14 protein-coding genes are annotated in these 15596 nt (G+C 64.4%); 8 read left to right on the top strand and 6 right to left on the bottom strand.

Translation table 11 applies throughout. The annotated features are described in order from the left end of the window. Positions 1-101: 101 nt before the first annotated feature. The 5 genes from ACLGL5_RS05080 to ACLGL5_RS05060 form a co-directional block, all read right to left on the bottom strand. Positions 102-1376, bottom strand: a complete 1275-nt coding sequence (locus tag ACLGL5_RS05080; protein WP_069090468.1) for a glycosyltransferase — start codon at positions 1374-1376, stop codon at positions 102-104. A 10-nt stretch (positions 1377-1386) separates the two neighbouring features. Next, positions 1387-2460 carry an ABC transporter ATP-binding protein gene (locus tag ACLGL5_RS05075; protein ID WP_069090467.1) on the bottom strand — a complete coding sequence of 358 codons (1074 nt, stop codon included), beginning with the start codon at positions 2458-2460 and terminating at the stop codon, positions 1387-1389. Continuing rightward, positions 2457-3251 carry an ABC transporter permease gene (locus ACLGL5_RS05070; RefSeq protein ID WP_069090466.1) on the bottom strand — a complete coding sequence of 265 codons (795 nt, stop codon included), beginning with the start codon at positions 3249-3251 and terminating at the stop codon, positions 2457-2459. Before ACLGL5_RS05070 ends, ACLGL5_RS05075 begins: the two co-directional genes overlap by 4 nt. Beyond that, complete coding sequence (locus tag ACLGL5_RS05065) at positions 3244-4086, bottom strand: ABC transporter permease (protein WP_019861943.1); 843 nt, start codon at positions 4084-4086, stop codon at positions 3244-3246. The genes ACLGL5_RS05070 and ACLGL5_RS05065 overlap by 8 nt, the downstream gene beginning before the upstream one ends. A 92-nt stretch (positions 4087-4178) precedes the next feature. Further along, positions 4179-5243 (bottom strand): polyamine ABC transporter substrate-binding protein, encoded by a 1065-nt coding sequence (locus ACLGL5_RS05060; RefSeq protein WP_069093214.1) that lies wholly within the window; start codon positions 5241-5243, stop codon positions 4179-4181. A 236-nt stretch (positions 5244-5479) separates the two neighbouring features. Between ACLGL5_RS05060 and ACLGL5_RS05055 the strand changes: the two genes are divergently transcribed. From ACLGL5_RS05055 to ACLGL5_RS05040, 4 genes are read left to right on the top strand one after another with little or no spacing between them, the layout of a single operon-like run. Next, positions 5480-6418: a GntR family transcriptional regulator gene (locus tag ACLGL5_RS05055; protein ID WP_019861941.1), complete on the top strand. Its 939-nt coding sequence runs from the start codon at positions 5480-5482 to the stop codon at positions 6416-6418. 10 nt (positions 6419-6428) lie between these two features. Next, positions 6429-7712 carry a nucleotide disphospho-sugar-binding domain-containing protein gene (locus tag ACLGL5_RS05050; RefSeq protein WP_069090465.1) on the top strand — a complete coding sequence of 428 codons (1284 nt, stop codon included), beginning with the start codon at positions 6429-6431 and terminating at the stop codon, positions 7710-7712. A 5-nt stretch (positions 7713-7717) separates the two neighbouring features. Next, entirely contained in the window at positions 7718-9100 is a 1383-nt protein-coding gene (locus ACLGL5_RS05045; protein WP_019861938.1) for a glutamine synthetase family protein, read from the top strand. A gap of 2 nt (positions 9101-9102) precedes the next feature. Beyond that, complete coding sequence (locus ACLGL5_RS05040; protein WP_069090464.1) at positions 9103-10401, top strand: NAD(P)/FAD-dependent oxidoreductase; 1299 nt, start codon at positions 9103-9105, stop codon at positions 10399-10401. 207 nt (positions 10402-10608) lie between these two features. Here ACLGL5_RS05040 and ACLGL5_RS05035 read toward each other — a convergent pair whose 3' ends face one another. Further along, positions 10609-11379, bottom strand: a complete 771-nt coding sequence (locus ACLGL5_RS05035) for an IclR family transcriptional regulator (RefSeq protein ID WP_038650427.1) — start codon at positions 11377-11379, stop codon at positions 10609-10611. A 119-nt stretch (positions 11380-11498) separates the two neighbouring features. Here ACLGL5_RS05035 and ACLGL5_RS05030 point away from each other — a divergent pair, with 119 nt between their 5' ends. The 4 genes from ACLGL5_RS05030 to ACLGL5_RS05015 all read left to right on the top strand — a co-directional run bounded on the left by ACLGL5_RS05030 (position 11499) and on the right by ACLGL5_RS05015 (position 15543). Next, positions 11499-12356 carry a CoA transferase subunit A gene (locus ACLGL5_RS05030; protein ID WP_038650424.1) on the top strand — a complete coding sequence of 286 codons (858 nt, stop codon included), beginning with the start codon at positions 11499-11501 and terminating at the stop codon, positions 12354-12356. Then, positions 12353-13150 (top strand): CoA-transferase subunit beta, encoded by a 798-nt coding sequence (locus tag ACLGL5_RS05025; protein ID WP_069090463.1) that lies wholly within the window; start codon positions 12353-12355, stop codon positions 13148-13150. The genes ACLGL5_RS05030 and ACLGL5_RS05025 overlap by 4 nt, the downstream gene beginning before the upstream one ends. 1 nt (position 13151) lies before the next feature. Beyond that, positions 13152-14357 carry a 3-oxoadipyl-CoA thiolase gene (pcaF, locus tag ACLGL5_RS05020; RefSeq protein WP_069090462.1) on the top strand — a complete coding sequence of 402 codons (1206 nt, stop codon included), beginning with the start codon at positions 13152-13154 and terminating at the stop codon, positions 14355-14357. 154 nt (positions 14358-14511) lie between these two features. Next, positions 14512-15543 (top strand): BMP family protein, encoded by a 1032-nt coding sequence (locus ACLGL5_RS05015; protein WP_069090461.1) that lies wholly within the window; start codon positions 14512-14514, stop codon positions 15541-15543. Positions 15544-15596: the final 53 nt, after the last annotated feature.

Genomic DNA, 15596 nt, shown 5'->3' with positions numbered 1-15596 from the left:
GGGATGCCTAATGTCGACATGTTGCGCCCAGGCACCGCCCTCTGGCCTGCCGGCCATCTCCCCCGCAAGGGGGGAGATCAGATGCATCTCAAACATCGTGCTCACAGCAGCGCCTCCAGCAAGCCGGCAGCCTTCTCAGGCCCATTCTGTGCGTGCATCTGTGCGGATGTCTTCGCCAGCTTGGCCTTCATCTTCGGATCGGTCAGGCAGGTCTCGATCTTCGCGATCAGCTCGGCATCGCTCCAGTCGTAGCGCGGCATGCCGAAGCCGTGGCCGGTTTCCTCGACGCGGGTGGCGTTGTCGTGGCCGTCCCAGACATAGGGCATGATGATGGCCGGCTTGCCGAAATAAAGGCACTCGGTGAAAGAGTTGTTGCCGCCATGGTGGATCACCGCATCGACCTGCGGGATCACCGAGGGCTGCGGGAACCAGCTCTCGACGATGACGTTGCTGGGCACGTCCTTATACTGGTCCTTGTAGCCGCCGACATTGACCAGCGCCCGGTAGCGCGTCTTGCCCAGCGTGGCGATGATGCGCTTCAAGAGTTCGACATCGCCGGCGCCAAGGCTGCCGAAGGAGACATAGAGCAGCGGCCCGTCATTATTCTCAGCGAAGGTCGGCACGGCGTAAGGTTTCTCCTGCCGCACGCAGCCTTCGAGATACTGGAATTGTCGGGGGTCGAGCGGATGACGGCGCTTGAATTTCGCCGCCTCGGGGTAGAGCAGCAGGTTCAGATAGGGCGAGGCCTCGAAGAACTGGCCGACCGGGTAAGGCGCCTCGTTGTTGGCGGTGAGGAAGGCATTGAAGTCGTCATGGATCGGCTTGATCACCGCGTTGAAATGGTCGCGGTAGCGCTGGTGGCCGGCATGGTCGTTCTCGCCGCAACCGGAGAGATGCGGCGGGATGTCCTCGTCCTCGATCTCGTTTTCCGAGCAGGAGATGACGCGCACCCAAGGCTTGCCGAACTGTTTGATCGCCGGGAACAGGATGACGTTGTCGACGCAGATGACGTCCGGCTTGATGGCGGCCAGCACGCGCGGCAGATCCTTCTGCGCCCATTTGGCGCTGTCGACGATCGCCGTCCAGCAATCCTTCACATAATTGTCGACCTGGTCGTAGGGCGATTTGCGGAAATTCGGGATGTGACCGTTGATGAAATCCTCCCAGAATTTCGCCATCTGCTCGGGCGGCATCGGTTCGGAGAGGTTCACCGGATGTGCCTCGAAACCGTAACCCCTATAAACCTCGACAAAGCCGGGGTCGGACAGGAACACGGCCTTGTGGCCACGCGCCTCGACTGCTTGGGCGATGCCGACGGAATTGAGCGCCGGGCCGTAGGCGGCTTCCGGGAAAAAGGCGATCGTCTTCTGCGCCATCAAGCTTCTCCTATTCTGCGAAAATTCTGACATCGGCGGCATCCCAGCCGAGTTCGACCTGGTCGCCCGACGACACCGGCCGGCGGTCGGCTGCATCCGCGGTGACGCGCACCAGGAACGGTTTGGGCGACAGCGGCGTTCGAACGTGCAGCTGCAGGTCGAGGCCGTGATAGGCCAGCGCCTCGACCGTGCCGGTCGTGCGGTTGGCGGTCTCGGCTGACGGGAACAATCGGATGCGCTCGGGCCGCACCGAGGCAACCGCCGATGCGCCCGGCGTGAGCGCTGCAGGGACCTTGCCGCCGATGCGCGCACCGTTTTCGGCGACCACGCCATCGGCTGACGCCTTGCCCGGGATAAAATTCATCACGCCGATGAAGTCGGCGACGAAGCGGTCGGCGGGATGCTCGTAGATCGCGTGCGGCGTGTCACATTGCAGCAGCCTGCCGTCTTTCAGCACCGCCATGCGATCGGCCATGACAAGCGATTCTTCCTGGTCATGGGTGACGATGACGAAGGTGATGCCGACCTCGTGCTGCAGGCGCTTCAATTCCAGTTGCATGGCGCCGCGCAGCTTCTTGTCGAGCGCGCCGAGCGGCTCGTCGAGCAGCAGCAGCCGGGGCCGCTTGACCAGGGCGCGGGCGAGCGCGACGCGCTGCTTCTGGCCGCCCGACAATTGCTCCGGCTTGCGGTCGGCGAAGGGGACGAGCTCGGTGGTCGCCAGGATGGCGTCGACGCGGGACCGGATCTCTCTCGCCGGCAAGCGCTCCATCTCCAGCCCATAGGAGACGTTGGCGCGCACGCTCATATGCGGGAACAACGCGTAAGACTGGAACATCAGGTTGACCGGCCGCTTGTTGGGCGGGGTCCTGGCGATGTCCTTGCCGTCGAGCAGGATGCGGCCGTCGCTCGGCATCTCGAAACCGGCCAGCATGCGCAAGAGCGTGGTCTTGCCGCAGCCCGATGGGCCGAGCAGCGCGAAGAACTCGTTCTCGCGGATGTCGAGCGAGATGCCGTCGACGGCGGTGACCCGGCCGAAATTCTTCGACACATGGTCGATGGCCAGCAGCGTGCGCGGTTCGCTCATTGGCCGATCATTCCCCGGTTGAGCCGCTGCGACAGGGTCAGCGCGGTGATGCTTACGGCCATGACGATGGTCGCCAGCGCGTTGATCTCCGGTGTGATGCCGAAGCGGATCATGGCGTAGATCTGCATCGGCAGCGTGGTCGAAGCGCGGCCGGCGCCTGCGGTGAAGAAGGCGATGATGAACTCGTCGACCGACAGCGTGAAGGCGAGCAGCGCACCGGCGATCACCGCCGGCGCGATGACCGGCAAGGTCACGCGCCGGAAAGTGGTGATGGCGGAGGCGCCGAGGTCGGCGGAGGCCTCGACGATCGACCAGTCGAAGCTCTTCAGCCGGGCGCGCACCACCGAGCAGACGAAGGCAAGGTTGAAGACGACATGGGCGAGGATGATGGTGTGCAGGCCCATGGTCAAATTGAGCATGGAAAAGAACGACAGCAGTGCAATCGCCAGCACGATGTCGGGGATGATCATCGGCGCAAAGATCAGGGCTTCCAGCCCCTTGCCATATTGCCGGCGCATCTCGACGCCGATCGCCAGCAGCGTGCCGAGCAAGGTGGCTATGGCTGTGGAGACCAGCGCCACGATCAGCGTGTTGAGCGCGGCGGACAGGATCGCGGAATTGTTGGCTAGCGAGGCATACCATTTCAGCGAGAAGCCGGACCATGCGGTCGGCAACCCGCCTTCGTTGAAGGAGAGCGGCACCAGTACGGCGATCGGGATGTAGAGGAAGGCGAAGACGAGGCTCAGCACAAGCCACAGCGTACGCCGCGTCACAGGGGAACGCTCAGCCATCGGCGTCACCTTTGGTCTGCGCTGCCCGCCCCGAGGCGCGGTCGGCGGCGAGCGCCTGGACCATCAGCACCAAAAGCATGATGGCGATCAGCGCCATGGCGAGGGCAGCGCCGAAGGGCCAGTCATTGGCGGTGAGGAACTGGTCGTAGACGAGATTGCCGATCATCTGGAAACGGCCGCCGCCGAGCAGGGCCGGGGTGACGAAATTGCCGATAGACAGCACGAAGACGAAGACCGCGCCGGCGGCGATGCCGGGCACGGTCAGCGGCAGGATGACACGGCGGAATGTGGTGGCGGCCGAAGCGCCGAGGTCGCGCGAGGCCTCGGCGAGTTCGGGGTTGAGCCGCGACAGCGGTGCATAGCAGGCGAGGATGACGAAGGGCAGATAATTGTAGACGAGGCCGGCGATGACCGCGCCTTCGGTATAGAGCATCGATGGCGGTTCGCCGGTATAGCCCAACCAGCGCAGGAGCTGGGTGATCAGGCCTTCGCGGTTGAGCAGCACGATCCAGGCATAGGTGCGGATCAAATAGTTGGACCAGAACGGCAGCACGGCGAAGAACAGGAACACAGGCTGCCAGCGGCGCGGGGCAGCGGAGATGGCGTAGGCAGCGGCATAGCCGATCACCACGGCGATCAGCGTGGCAGTGCCGGCGATGCGCGCTGACTTCAAGAAAATGCCGGCATAGAGCGGGTCGAAGACCAGCCCGAAATTCTCCAGAGTGAAGGTGTAGTCGATGCCGCCATAGATGCCGCGCCGGAAGAAGGCGAGCGCCAGCACCAGCGCGCACGGCACCACCATCAGCGCGGTCAGCCAGACCAGCGCCGGGGCCATCAGCAGAGAGGAGCGAAGTCGGGTCTGGGACAATTTAAGGTACCGCTCAGGGCCGGCAGCCAAAGCACTGCCGGCCGTGATATCCGTGCCGCTTACTGCGCGGCCTTGATCTCGCTGACGATCTTGGAATAGTCGCGCTGGGCGTCGCCGACATCGCGCAGCTGCTCGAACTTGACGAGATCGGCCACCGGCATCGCCATGTTGGGGAATTTCGCCAGGAAATCGGCGGGCAGGCTTTCCATCGCCGGCTTGTTCGGCACCTTGTAGTCGATGTTCTGCGCCGCCCAGGCGTGGTTCTTGGCGTCGAGCATGAAGTTGATGAACTTGAAGGCGTCGTCCTTGTGCTCGGAGGCCTTCATCACCACCATCGTGTCGACCCAGAGGTCCGAGCCTTCCTTCGGAATGACGTATTTGATCTCCGGCTTTTCGGCGATGCCGTAATTGCACCAGCCGTCCCAGGCCTGCACCATCAGCGCCTCGCCGGAAACCAGTTTGGAATAGAAGGTGGTGTCGTCATAGGCGAGCAGGGTCCTCTTGGCCGAGATCAAGAGGTCCTTGACCTCGGCCATCTTGGCCGGATCGGTCTCGTTGACGGAAAAACCCTTGTCGAGCTGGCCCGCGGCCAGCAGCCAGCGGTCGGTCGCCAGCATGGTGGTCTTGCCCTTCAGCGCATCTGAAGGCGCGAGCAGATCGCTCCAGCTCGTCGGCGCCGTCTTGACCAGGTCCGAGCGGTAGCAGAGGCCGGTCGTGCCCCAGGTGTAGGGCACGGAGAACGCGTTGCCGACATCGTGCGGCAGCTTGGTCGCTTCCGGATAGAGGTTGGCGAGATTGGGGATCTTGGCGTGGTCCATCGGCTCGGTCAGACCGAGCTTGTTCAGCACTTCGGCAAAGGGCGAAGAGACGAAGACCACGTCATAGCCCTTGCCGCCGGCGGCGATCAGCTTGCCCATGATCTCTTCATTGGTGGCGTGCACCACCACTTCGCCGGAGACGCCGGTGGCGGTCTTGAAGGCGGTCATGGCGTCGGGCGCCATGTAGCCGTCCCAGTTGGAGATGACGAGGTCGGCGGCCATTGCCGGCGCCGACAGCGCCAGGGCAAGGCCGAGAGCGATTGAAGAGACCTTGAGCGCACGGCGCTCCGGGCTGGTAGCGGTCATGGCAGACTCCCATTCCGGTTGATCGTCGAATTCTGTGCTGGACCGGACGCGACCCATGCCGCTGCCTTCGATCCTGTTCCCTCGGTCTTTTTTGTCGCCGATTGCCAGGACAGTACTATTGCAGAAAAAAGTACGTCAATCCATAATTTGCCAACCGACCGAGGAATCTGGCCGATTGCGCTTGCTCCGGCGATCAGCCAAACCAATGCGGTCACATCCGTCCGCCGAGACAAGTCATGCAAGCCGCAGCCCGACGACCTCGAACCAACCATCTCGACCTGGCGCAGCGCATCCTCGATGTGGCGCGCCAGCGCGGCTTCGAGCCCGGCGCGCGCCTGCCCGAACAGCAGATCGCCTCTTTGTGTAATGTCTCGCGCACGCCGGTGCGAGCGGCACTCAGCCTTTTGGCTGAGCGGGGCGTCGTGCGCTGGGAAGCCGATACCGGTTATCACCTGGCGGTCGACCTCGCCGCGCAGCCGGCCATATCAGCCGAGCTTCCCAGCGCGGAGGAAGACGAGCTGGCCGAGGCGATCCTGCGCGACCGCTCGGCGCGGCGGCTGGACCAGACGGTGACCGCCGCGGCGCTGATGCGACGCTACAGCGCTGATCGAAAGACGGTACTAAAAGCGCTTAATAAACTGACGGAAGAGAATCTGCTGGACCGCGCGCCCGGCCAGTCCTGGCTTTTCCGGCGCACGCCCGACGATCCGGAGGCGCAAGGCGAAAGCTACGAGTTCCGGCTGCTGTTCGAGCCGGCGGCGATCCTGACACCGGGCTTCCGGCTGGACGGCGCGCGCGCGGCGGCGTTGCGCCAGGGCATGGACGCCTTGTCGGCGCTGCCGGATGCCGCGTTCGACACGCGCGAGTTCCAGCGTCTGGACATGGATTTCCACGGCATGATCGCCGAGGGCTGCGCCAACCGCTTCATCGCCGACGCGCTGGCCGATCATCTCCGCCTGCGCCGGCTGCCGGGCATCTATGCCGGGGTCAACGTCTTCCGGCTGCGGCAATCCTTGCTGGAACACCTGAACATACTCGACCATCTCGAAAGCCGGCAGTATGAGGTGGCTGCCGATCTGCTTCGCATCCACCTGAGGCTCTCCCGCAACCAGCGACCACAAGCGGCCAGCCGCGGGGCGCCCGCCCTGTTCGGCATGATCAGCCGGCCGGAATGAAGAGGATTAATTGACGCGCAAAGCCAGCCCGACCATCGCGCTGTTTCCCGAAGCCAGCTTCGGCGCCGCGTTGAATTGCGTCGGCATCGCGCAGGCCTTGCGAGCGCGGGGCGCCCGGCCCGTCTTCATCTGCCATGCTGGTTTCTCCGGTGTCTTTGCCGACTATGGTTTCCAGGAATATCAACTGCCCACCGACGAGCCGCTGAGCGACAGCGAGCGCCAGAGCTACTGGCAGGCCTTCGTGCGCCGGCACCTGCCGCATTTCCGGCTGAGCCCGATCGACCAGCTCGAAACCTATGTCGCACCGACCTGGCAAGCGATCGTCGACACTGCGGTCAATGCCGAGGCGCCGCTGCGGCAATTGCTGGCGCGGCTGAAGCCGGACGCGGTGGTGCTCGACAATGTCATCATGTTTCCGGCGATCGCCGACGCCGGCTGCCCCTGGGTGCGCGTCGTCTCCTGCGCCGAGACCGAGCTGCCGGACGCCGAGGTGCCGCCCTACCTTTCCGGGATGGCTGCCGATGACCCGCAACGCGCGGCGTTCGAGGCGCGCTATCTCTCGGCTTCGGCGCCGGCACATGACCGCTTCAACCGCTTTCGTGCCGATGCTGGCCTGGGACCGTTGCCGAAGGGCCTGTTCCTGGAAAGCTCGCCCGATCTCAATCTGCTGCTGACGCCAGCGATCGTGCGGCGCGAGCGGGCCGAACCGCTCGATCCGGCCCGCTTCGTCTATCTCGAAGGCTGCGTGCGCTCGGAAGGGCCGTTCGAGGTGCCGGTGTTTCCGCGCAATGGCGGGCCGCTGGTCTATGTCAGCTTCGGCAGTCTCGGCGCCATGGATGTCGGGCTGATCGAGCGCATGCTCGCAGTCTTCGACAGGCTGCCGGCGCGCTTCATCGTCAATGTCGGCGGCCTGCGCGACGCCTATCGCGCGGTGCCGGACAATGTCTATCTCGACGCCTGGTTTCCGCAGCCTTCGGTGGTGGCGAAGTCGGACCTGTTCATCCATCACGGCGGCAACAACAGCTTTTGCGAGGCGCTGCGCTTCGGCGTGCCGTCGCTGATCATGCCCTATTGCTGGGACGGACACGACAATGCACGCCGCGCCGAAGAGACCGGCACCGGCGACCATATCGGCCGTGACGGCTGGACCGAAGGAGTATTGGAGAGAGCCATTCTCGGCCTGCTGGCCGACGACGCCATGCGCGCCCGCCTGAGGGACAATGCAGCCCAGATGGCGCTGAAACCCGGAACGGACGTGGCCGCGCAAGCCATACTCTCTCTGATACGGACTTGAACGACATGCTTGATAAAAACACCAAGACCTCTCTCTCCAGCGGCAACGATCCCAAGGCCTGGCTGGCCCAGCACGGCATCACCGAGGTCGAATGCCTGGTGCCCGACATGAACGGCGTGCTGCGCGGCAAGGCGCTGCCGACGGTGAAATTCCTCAAGGCGCTGGAAGACCTCGCGCTCTATCTGCCGAGCAGCGCCTTCCTGGTCAGCATCGACGGCCGCTATTCCGGCTCGATCGACGAGGGCTTTGCCTATTCGGATCCGGATATGCGCATGGTGCCTGACGTTTCGACGCTGTGCCTGGCGCCGGGTGCCGGGGCCGGCAAAGCCTATGTCTTCGCCGACGCCTTCCACATGGACGGCCGGCCATGGATGGCCTCGCCGCGCCATGTGCTGCGCGCCGTGCTCGATCTCTACCGCCAGCGCGGCTGGCGCGCGGTGGTGGCGCCGGAGGTCGAATTCTATCTGACCGCGCCCAACCCCGATCCGGACAGGCCGCTGACCGCGCCGGTCGGCAGCAATGGCCGCGCGGAAACTGTGCAGCATCCCTACGACATGGTGGCACTGGAAGAATTCGAGCCGGTGATCCGGCGCGTCTATGATTATGCCGCGGCGGCCGGCCTGTCGCTCGATACGCTGATCCATGAATCGGGCACGGCGCAACTGGAGATCAATCTCCTGCATGGCGACGCGCTGCCGCTCGCCGACCAGGTGCTTTTGTTCAAGCGGCTGACGCGCCAGGCCGCGCAGCAATGCGGCATGCACGCCACCTTCATGGCCAAGCCGATCGCGGCCCAGGCGGGCAGCTCGATGCATCTGCACATGTCCGTCATCGACGAGAAGACGGGCACTGCACTGTTTGCCAGCGACGATGATGCCGACACCGAGATGTTCGGCCATTTCATCGGCGGCCTGCAGAAATACGTGCCGGAAATCATGCCGCTGTTCGCGCCGAACGTGAATTCGTTCCGCCGCATAAGGCCGAACCACAGCGCTCCGGCCAACATCGAATGGTCGCACGACAACCGCTCCTGCGGCCTGCGCGTACCGGCCGGTGGCCGCTCGGCGCGGCGGGTGGAGAACCGTTTGCCGGGCGCCGATTGTAATCCCTATCTGGCCATCGCCGGCTCGCTGCTCGCCGGCTATCTCGGCGTCGAGCAGAAGCTGGCGCGCTCGGCGGAAGCCACGGGCAATGCCTACAAGATCAAGAGCACGCTGCCGAAGACCATGGAGGAGGCGCTCGACCGCTTCACCGCCTGCGAGCCGGTGCGCAAACTCCTCGGCGAGGATTTCTTCCAGACCTATCTGCGCGTCAAGAGCATCGAGCTTGACCTGTTCCAGAGCGTGGTGACGAGCTGGGAACGCGATCACCTGCTGCTGAAGGTGTGATCATGGCATCTTCAACAGGTTTCAATTCCGGTCTCGATATCGGCAAATCCTACTATGTCGCCACCGCCAATCCGGCGCCGGACCATCCGGCGCTTGCCGGCGATGTCGAAGCCGATCTGGTCGTTGTCGGAGGCGGCTGCACCGGCCTGTCGGCTGCCCTTCACGCCGCCGAGCGCGGCCTGAAGGTGGTGCTGCTCGAAGGCGGCAAGATCGGCTGGGGCGCATCGGGGCGCAATGGCGGCCAGATGATCCCCGGCCTGCGCAAGGGCGCCAAGGGCCTGGTCAAGCTTTACGGGCCGGAGCGGGCGAAGGTGCTATTCGACCTTGCCTTCGAAGCACGCGGCCTGGTGCTCGATATCATCGAGCGCCACGCCATCGACTGCGATCTGAGGCTCACCGGCCATATGGTCGGCGCGGTCAACGGCTCCGATCTCAAGGATTTGGAGGAAGAGGCCAAGTGCCTCGAAAGCGTGATGAAGTTCCGCGATGTCGAGATCCTCTCGGCGGCGGACGCCCGCGCCAAGGTCGACACGCCTTATCACGGCGCGATGTATGAGCCGCTTGGCGGCCACATGCATCCGCTGAACTACACGCTTGGCCTTGCCCGCGCGGCAGTGGCCGCCGGCGTCGTCATCCACGAGAATTCGGTGGCGGTGAAACTGGAGCGCGAGCCTTCGATCCGGGTCTCGACAGCAAAGGGTTCGGTGCGCGCGAAACATGTCGTGCTGGCGGGCGACGCGCTGCTCAATGGGCTGGAGCCGCGCGTCAACAGCCGCATCATGCCGGTCGGCAATTACATCGTCGCCACCGAGCCGCTGGAGGGCAAGCGCAACGTCATCCCGGCCAATGTCGCGGTGTCCGACACGCGCTTTGTCGTCAATTACTACCGCATGTCGGCGGACGGCCGGCTGCTGTTCGGCGGCGGCGAGCGCTACACGCCATCGCCGCCGGCCGACATTGCCGGCTTCGTGCGGCCGCACATGGAAGGCACCTTCCCGCAGCTCAAGGGCTGCCGCATCGATCATGCCTGGGGCGGGCTGGTGTCGGTGACGACATCGCGGCTGCCGCATGTCGGGCACTATGGCGAGGTCTATTTCGCGCATGGCTATTCCGGCAAGGGCGTCATCCTGTCGACGCTGTCGGGCAAGCTGCTGGCCGAAGCGATCACGGGGGATGCCTCGCGACTCGACCTGTTCTCGACGCTGACCCCGCTGCCGTTCCCCGGTGGCACGGCGCTGCGCGGCCCGCTCTATGTGCTGGGCATGCTGTGGTATGCGATGCGGGACCGCATCAAGCATTGAAGGCGCAGTTACGCATCGAAGTTTGCGCTGCCCCTCACCTGCCTGCCGGCATCCTCTCCCCGTATAGTGACGGGGAGAGGGGCGCTACCATCGGCGATTTCGCCAAGATGGCGTTGAGGCCAGCCACTTTCTCCCCGTCTCTATACGGGAGAAATGCCCGGCAGGGCAATGAGGGCGGCGCTTGCTTTGAAAGCTTTGGCGATTTGATTAGACGACGAAGAAATCTTCGATCCGCTCCCTGGCCTCAAGCAGCGCCGGCAGGATTTCCCGCTCCATCTCGGCGACCGAAAATCGCGCCGACTGCGTCGAGACATTGATCGCCGCGACCGTGCCGCCAGCGCGGTCGCGGATCGGCACGGCGATGGAGCGCAGGCCGAGCTCCAGCTCCTCGTCGACGATGGCAAAGCCGTCGGCTTTCGCCTTGCCGATGGCCTCGGCCAGCAGCCTGATGTCGGTGATCGTCTTCGGCGTCCGTCTCTCGATGGTCGCCTGGTGCAGAAACTCGTCGAGTTCCTCAGGCGCCAGTCCGGCGAGCAGAATGCGCCCCATCGAGGTGCAATAGGCGGGCAGCCTGGTGCCGACATCGAGCGACACGCTGAGGATGCGTCGGCCGGGAATGCGGGCGACATAGACGACATCCTGGCCCGACAGGATCGCGGCCGAGCAGGCCTCGTTCAGTTGCGCGGCGACCGCGCGCATGATCGGCGCGGCGAAGCTCCACAGCGAGCCGCCGCCCAGCCATGTGCGGGCAACGGCCAGCAGGCGCGGCGACAGCGAGAACACACGGCCGTCCTGGGTGGCATAGCCCGTGGCGACAAGCGTCAGCAGGAAACGGCGGGCGCCAGCACGGGTCAGGCCGGCTTCCTCGGCCATCTCGGTCAGCGTCATGCCAGAGGGGTGGCGGGCGAGGATCTCCATGACGGCAAGGCCGCGCTCGAGCGAGCCGACATGATCACGGGAAGCGGCCTCTTCGTCCATCTCACCTCCGCCAAACGGCATCGCCGCCAGGATTGACTCCACGACCTCACTCGGCGTAGAAAGTTTCGCATACAAAACAAAAGTTCGCAATACGAACTTTTTGAATCCGGAGCCGATCGATGGTCAAGTTCCTGCCGCTCAAACAGGCCGTGGCCGAGAATTTGAACGATGGCGATTCCGTCGCCTTCGAGGGCTTCACCCATCTGATCCCGACAGCCGCAGCGCATGAGGCGATCCGTCAGGGATTTCGAGATTTGACCCTGATCCGCATGACGCCGGACCTGATCTACGACCAGATGATCGGCATGGGCATGGCGAAAAGACTAATCTTCTCCTATGTCGGCAATCCCGGCGTCGGCCTGCTGCGGCGCGCCCGCGATTCCATCGAGAACGGTTTTCCCCGGACGATCGAGGTCGAGGAGCACAGCCATGCCGGCATGGCCAACGCCTATGAGGCGGGCGCGGCCGGCCTGCCCTGCGCGGTGTTCCGCGGCTATCGCGGCGCAGGCCTTGCTGCGGTCAACCCGAACATCAAGTCGGTCACTTGTCCGTTCACCGGCGAGGTGCTGGCGGCCGTTCCCTCGATCCGGCCTGACGTGACCTTCATCCATGCGCAGAAGGCCGACAAAAAAGGCAATGTGCTGGTCGAGGGCATCATCGGCATCCAGAAGGAGGCCGTCCTGGCGGCCAAGCGCGCTGTGGTGACGGTGGAGGAGGTGGTCGACAATTTCGACGATCTGCACCCCAACCTGACCGTGCTACCCCGGTGGACGATCGCGGCGATATCCGTCGTGCCTGGCGGCTCGCACCCGTCCTACGCGCATGGCTATTATGCGCGCGACAACGCCGCCTATCTCGAATGGGACGAGATCGCCGCCGACCGCGAGAAATTCCAGGCCTGGATGCAAGCGAACGTCATCGAGAAGAGCGCCGACGATTTCGCCGGCCGCGTCGACCATCTGAGGAAAGCGGCATGAGCGACAATCCGGGCTTCACCCCCAACGAGATGATGACGATTGCCGCCAGCCGCGCGCTGCGGAATGACGATGTCTGTTTCGTCGGCATCGGTGCGCCGTCCGCCGCCTGCAATGTGGCGCGGTTGACGCACGCGCCCGACATCACCTTGATCTACGAGAGCGGCACGATTGGCACCGCGCCTGATGTGCTGCCGCTGTCGATCGGCGACGGCGAATTGTGTGAGACCGCCGTCACCACCGTCGCGGTGCCCGAAATGTTCCGCTACTGGCTGCAGGGCGGCCGCATTTCGATCGGCTTCCTCGGTGCCGCACAGCTCGACAAGTTCGGCAACATCAACACCACCGTCATCGGCGACTATGTCCATCCCAAGACCAGGCTGCCCGGCGGCGGCGGCGCGCCGGAGATCGCGACCTCGTCGAAGGAGATCTACATCACCATGGCGCAGAGCAAGCGCGGCATGGTCGAGAAGATCGACTTCTTCACCTCCTTCGGCCATGGCGAGGGCGGCGATCACCGCAAGCGGCTTGGGATCGACACCGCCGGGCCGACGCTGCTGATCACCGATCTCGCCATCTGGAAGCCGGATCCGCTGACCAAGGAATTCACGGTCGTGTCACTGCATCCCGGCGTCACCCGCCAGCAGGTGCAGGAGAGCTGTGGCTGGATCGTAAAGTTCGCCGAGGCGCTTGACGAAACACGGGCGCCAAGCGAACTCGAACTCAATACATTGCGTGACCTGCAGGCCCGCACCAAGGCGGCGCATGAGGGAACCGGAAAAGCAAAGGCTGCATGACATGGCCGAGGCCTATATCTGCGACTACATCCGCACGCCGATCGGCCGCTTTGGCGGGTCGCTGTCCTCGGTGCGATCAGACGACCTCGGCGCCATTCCGCTGAAGGCTTTGGCCGAGCGCAATGCCGGCATCGACTGGCAGGCGGTGGACGACGTCGTCTATGGCTGCGCCAACCAGGCCGGCGAGGACAACCGCAACGTGGCGCGCATGGCGCTGCTGCTGGCCGGCCTGCCCAAGGAAATCCCGGGTTCGACCGTCAATCGCCTGTGCGGGTCCGGCATGGATGCGCTGACCATCGCCGCGCGGGCCATCAAGGCCGGCGAGGCGGAACTGATGATATCAGGCGGTGTGGAATCGATGAGCCGGGCGCCCTTCGTCATGCCCAAGGCCTATACGGCGTTTTCGCGCAATGCCGAGATCTACGACACCACGATCGGCTGGCGCTTCGTCAACCCGCTGATGAAGAAGCAATATGGCGTCGATTCGATGCCGGAGACCGGCGAGAACGTCGCCGAGGATTTTGGCGTCTCGCGCGCGGCCCAGGACGCCTTTGCCGTGCGCAGCCAGGACAAGGCGGTCGCGGCGCAGGCCAATGGAAGGCTGGCCAAGGAGATCACCGCAGTGAGGATCCCGCAGCGCAAGGGCGATCCGGTCGTGGTGTCGAACGACGAGCATCCCCGGGCCGGCACGACGGTCGAGTCACTGGCCAAGCTGCCGGCGCCGTTCCGCCAGGGCGGCACGGTGACCGCCGGCAATGCCTCCGGCGTCAATGACGGCGCGGCGGCGCTGATCGTTGCCTCGGAAGCGGCTGTCAAAAAATACGGCCTGACGCCGATCGCCCGCATTCTCGGTGGGGCTGCCGCCGGCGTTGCGCCGCGCATCATGGGCATTGGCCCGGCGCCGGCGACGCAGAAGCTGTGCGCGCGGCTTGGCCTGACGCCAAAGCAATTCGATGTCATCGAGCTCAACGAGGCCTTTGCCTCGCAAGGCATCGCCGTGCTGCGCCAGCTCGGAATCGCCGAGGATGCCGAGCACGTCAACCCGAATGGCGGTGCCATCGCGCTCGGCCATCCCTTGGGCATGTCGGGCGCGCGCATCTCCGGCACGGCGGCGCTGGAACTGCGCGAACGCGGCGGCCGCTATGCTCTCGCGACGATGTGCATCGGCGTCGGCCAGGGCATCGCCATCGCGCTCGAACGGGCCTGACCGCCGCCTTCCCTTTGGCCAGCGAGAATCAGGGTTGGATTCGGCGTGTCGCCAAATTTGACCATGTGGACAAAAGTCCGGACCCGTTCCATAGTTCCCCGTCTGATTTTTAGAACGGCCGGCTCGACACGGCTGTCAAACAGAGGGGACTGCAATGGAAAACCGGAAGAACAAATTTTCGTCGACACGCGAAGGTCTCTCGCGACGCAATGTGCTGGAGCTCGGCGCGCTTGGCCTGGCAGCGGCCATGCTGCCGGGTGCGGCCTTCGCCAAGGAGAAGAAACTGAAGGTCGCGGCGATCTTCGCGACGCCGATCGAGGAGCCCTGGGACAACCAGATCCATGTCGCCTTGCAGAAGGCGGAGAAGGAACTCGGCATCGAATACAAATGGTCGGAAAAGGTGCAGACAGCCGACTTCAGCCGAGTCATGCGCGAATATGCGCAAGGCGGCTACCAGCTGGTGCTGGGCGACGCCTTCGCCGCCGAACGTGAATCGCGCCGCACCGCAAAACAGTTCCCGAAGACCGCCTGGCTGTTCGGCTCTGGTGCCGGCCCGGCCGAACCCAATTTCGGCGTCTTCGACAACTGGATCCACGAGCCCGCCTATCTCTCGGGCATGATCGCCGGCAAGATGTCGAAGTCGGGCACGGTCGGCGCCGTCGCGGCGATGGGCATTCCGGAAGTGAACCGGCTGGTCAACGCCTTCTTCGCCGGCGCCAAGGAGGTCAACCCGAACGTCAAGAAGAAGGTCGCCTTCATCGGTTCCTTCTTCGATCCGCCCAAGGCCAAGGAAGCCGCGGTCGCGCAGATCGATGCCGGCGTCGACGTCATCTATGCCGAGCGCTTCGGCGTCATCGAGGCGGCGGTCGAGAAGAAGATCCTCGCCATCTCCAACATGTCGGACCAGTCGAGCCTCGGCCCCGACACGGTCATCACCGGCCCGGTGTGGGACATGTATCCGACGGTCGAACAGGCGATCAAACTGGTCAAGGCCGGCGTCTACACCGCGCAGGACTATGGCGACTTCTCGCGCATGGCCAAGGGCGGTTCCTATCTCGCCCCCTACCACAAGTTCGACAAGACGCTGCCGGCCGAGGTCAAGGATCTGGTCGAGAAGAAGAAGGCCGAGATTCTTGAGGGCAATTTCCGCGTCGACGTGGATGAAAATACGCCGGTTTCGGATTGAGCCTTGCTCACCCTCCCCTTGTGGGGAGGGTCGATCCGCGAAGCGGAGCGGGG

This window comes from Mesorhizobium sp. U510 (assembly GCF_059180695.1).
Note: the sequence above shows the minus strand (reverse complement) of the source record. Positions and strands in the feature narration are given on the sequence as shown.

What these genes read in the sequence shown, in the direction of transcription:
- ACLGL5_RS05070 (WP_069090466.1), bottom strand. Translation starts at nt 3,251, where the DNA reads ATGGCTGAGCGTTCCCCTGTGACGCGGCGTACGCTGTGGCTTGTGCTG.
- ACLGL5_RS05015 (WP_069090461.1), top strand. Translation starts at nt 14,512, where the DNA reads ATGGAAAACCGGAAGAACAAATTTTCGTCGACACGCGAAGGTCTCTCG.
- ACLGL5_RS05075 (WP_069090467.1), bottom strand. Translation starts at nt 2,460, where the DNA reads ATGAGCGAACCGCGCACGCTGCTGGCCATCGACCATGTGTCGAAGAAT.
- ACLGL5_RS05065 (WP_019861943.1), bottom strand. Translation starts at nt 4,086, where the DNA reads ATGGCCCCGGCGCTGGTCTGGCTGACCGCGCTGATGGTGGTGCCGTGC.
- ACLGL5_RS05060 (WP_069093214.1), bottom strand. Translation starts at nt 5,243, where the DNA reads ATGACCGCTACCAGCCCGGAGCGCCGTGCGCTCAAGGTCTCTTCAATC.
- pcaF (WP_069090462.1), top strand. Translation starts at nt 13,152, where the DNA reads ATGGCCGAGGCCTATATCTGCGACTACATCCGCACGCCGATCGGCCGC.
- ACLGL5_RS05025 (WP_069090463.1), top strand. Translation starts at nt 12,353, where the DNA reads ATGAGCGACAATCCGGGCTTCACCCCCAACGAGATGATGACGATTGCC.
- ACLGL5_RS05045 (WP_019861938.1), top strand. Translation starts at nt 7,718, where the DNA reads ATGCTTGATAAAAACACCAAGACCTCTCTCTCCAGCGGCAACGATCCC.
- ACLGL5_RS05080 (WP_069090468.1), bottom strand. Translation starts at nt 1,376, where the DNA reads ATGGCGCAGAAGACGATCGCCTTTTTCCCGGAAGCCGCCTACGGCCCG.
- ACLGL5_RS05035 (WP_038650427.1), bottom strand. Translation starts at nt 11,379, where the DNA reads ATGGACGAAGAGGCCGCTTCCCGTGATCATGTCGGCTCGCTCGAGCGC.
- ACLGL5_RS05030 (WP_038650424.1), top strand. Translation starts at nt 11,499, where the DNA reads ATGGTCAAGTTCCTGCCGCTCAAACAGGCCGTGGCCGAGAATTTGAAC.
- ACLGL5_RS05040 (WP_069090464.1), top strand. Translation starts at nt 9,103, where the DNA reads ATGGCATCTTCAACAGGTTTCAATTCCGGTCTCGATATCGGCAAATCC.
- ACLGL5_RS05055 (WP_019861941.1), top strand. Translation starts at nt 5,480, where the DNA reads ATGCAAGCCGCAGCCCGACGACCTCGAACCAACCATCTCGACCTGGCG.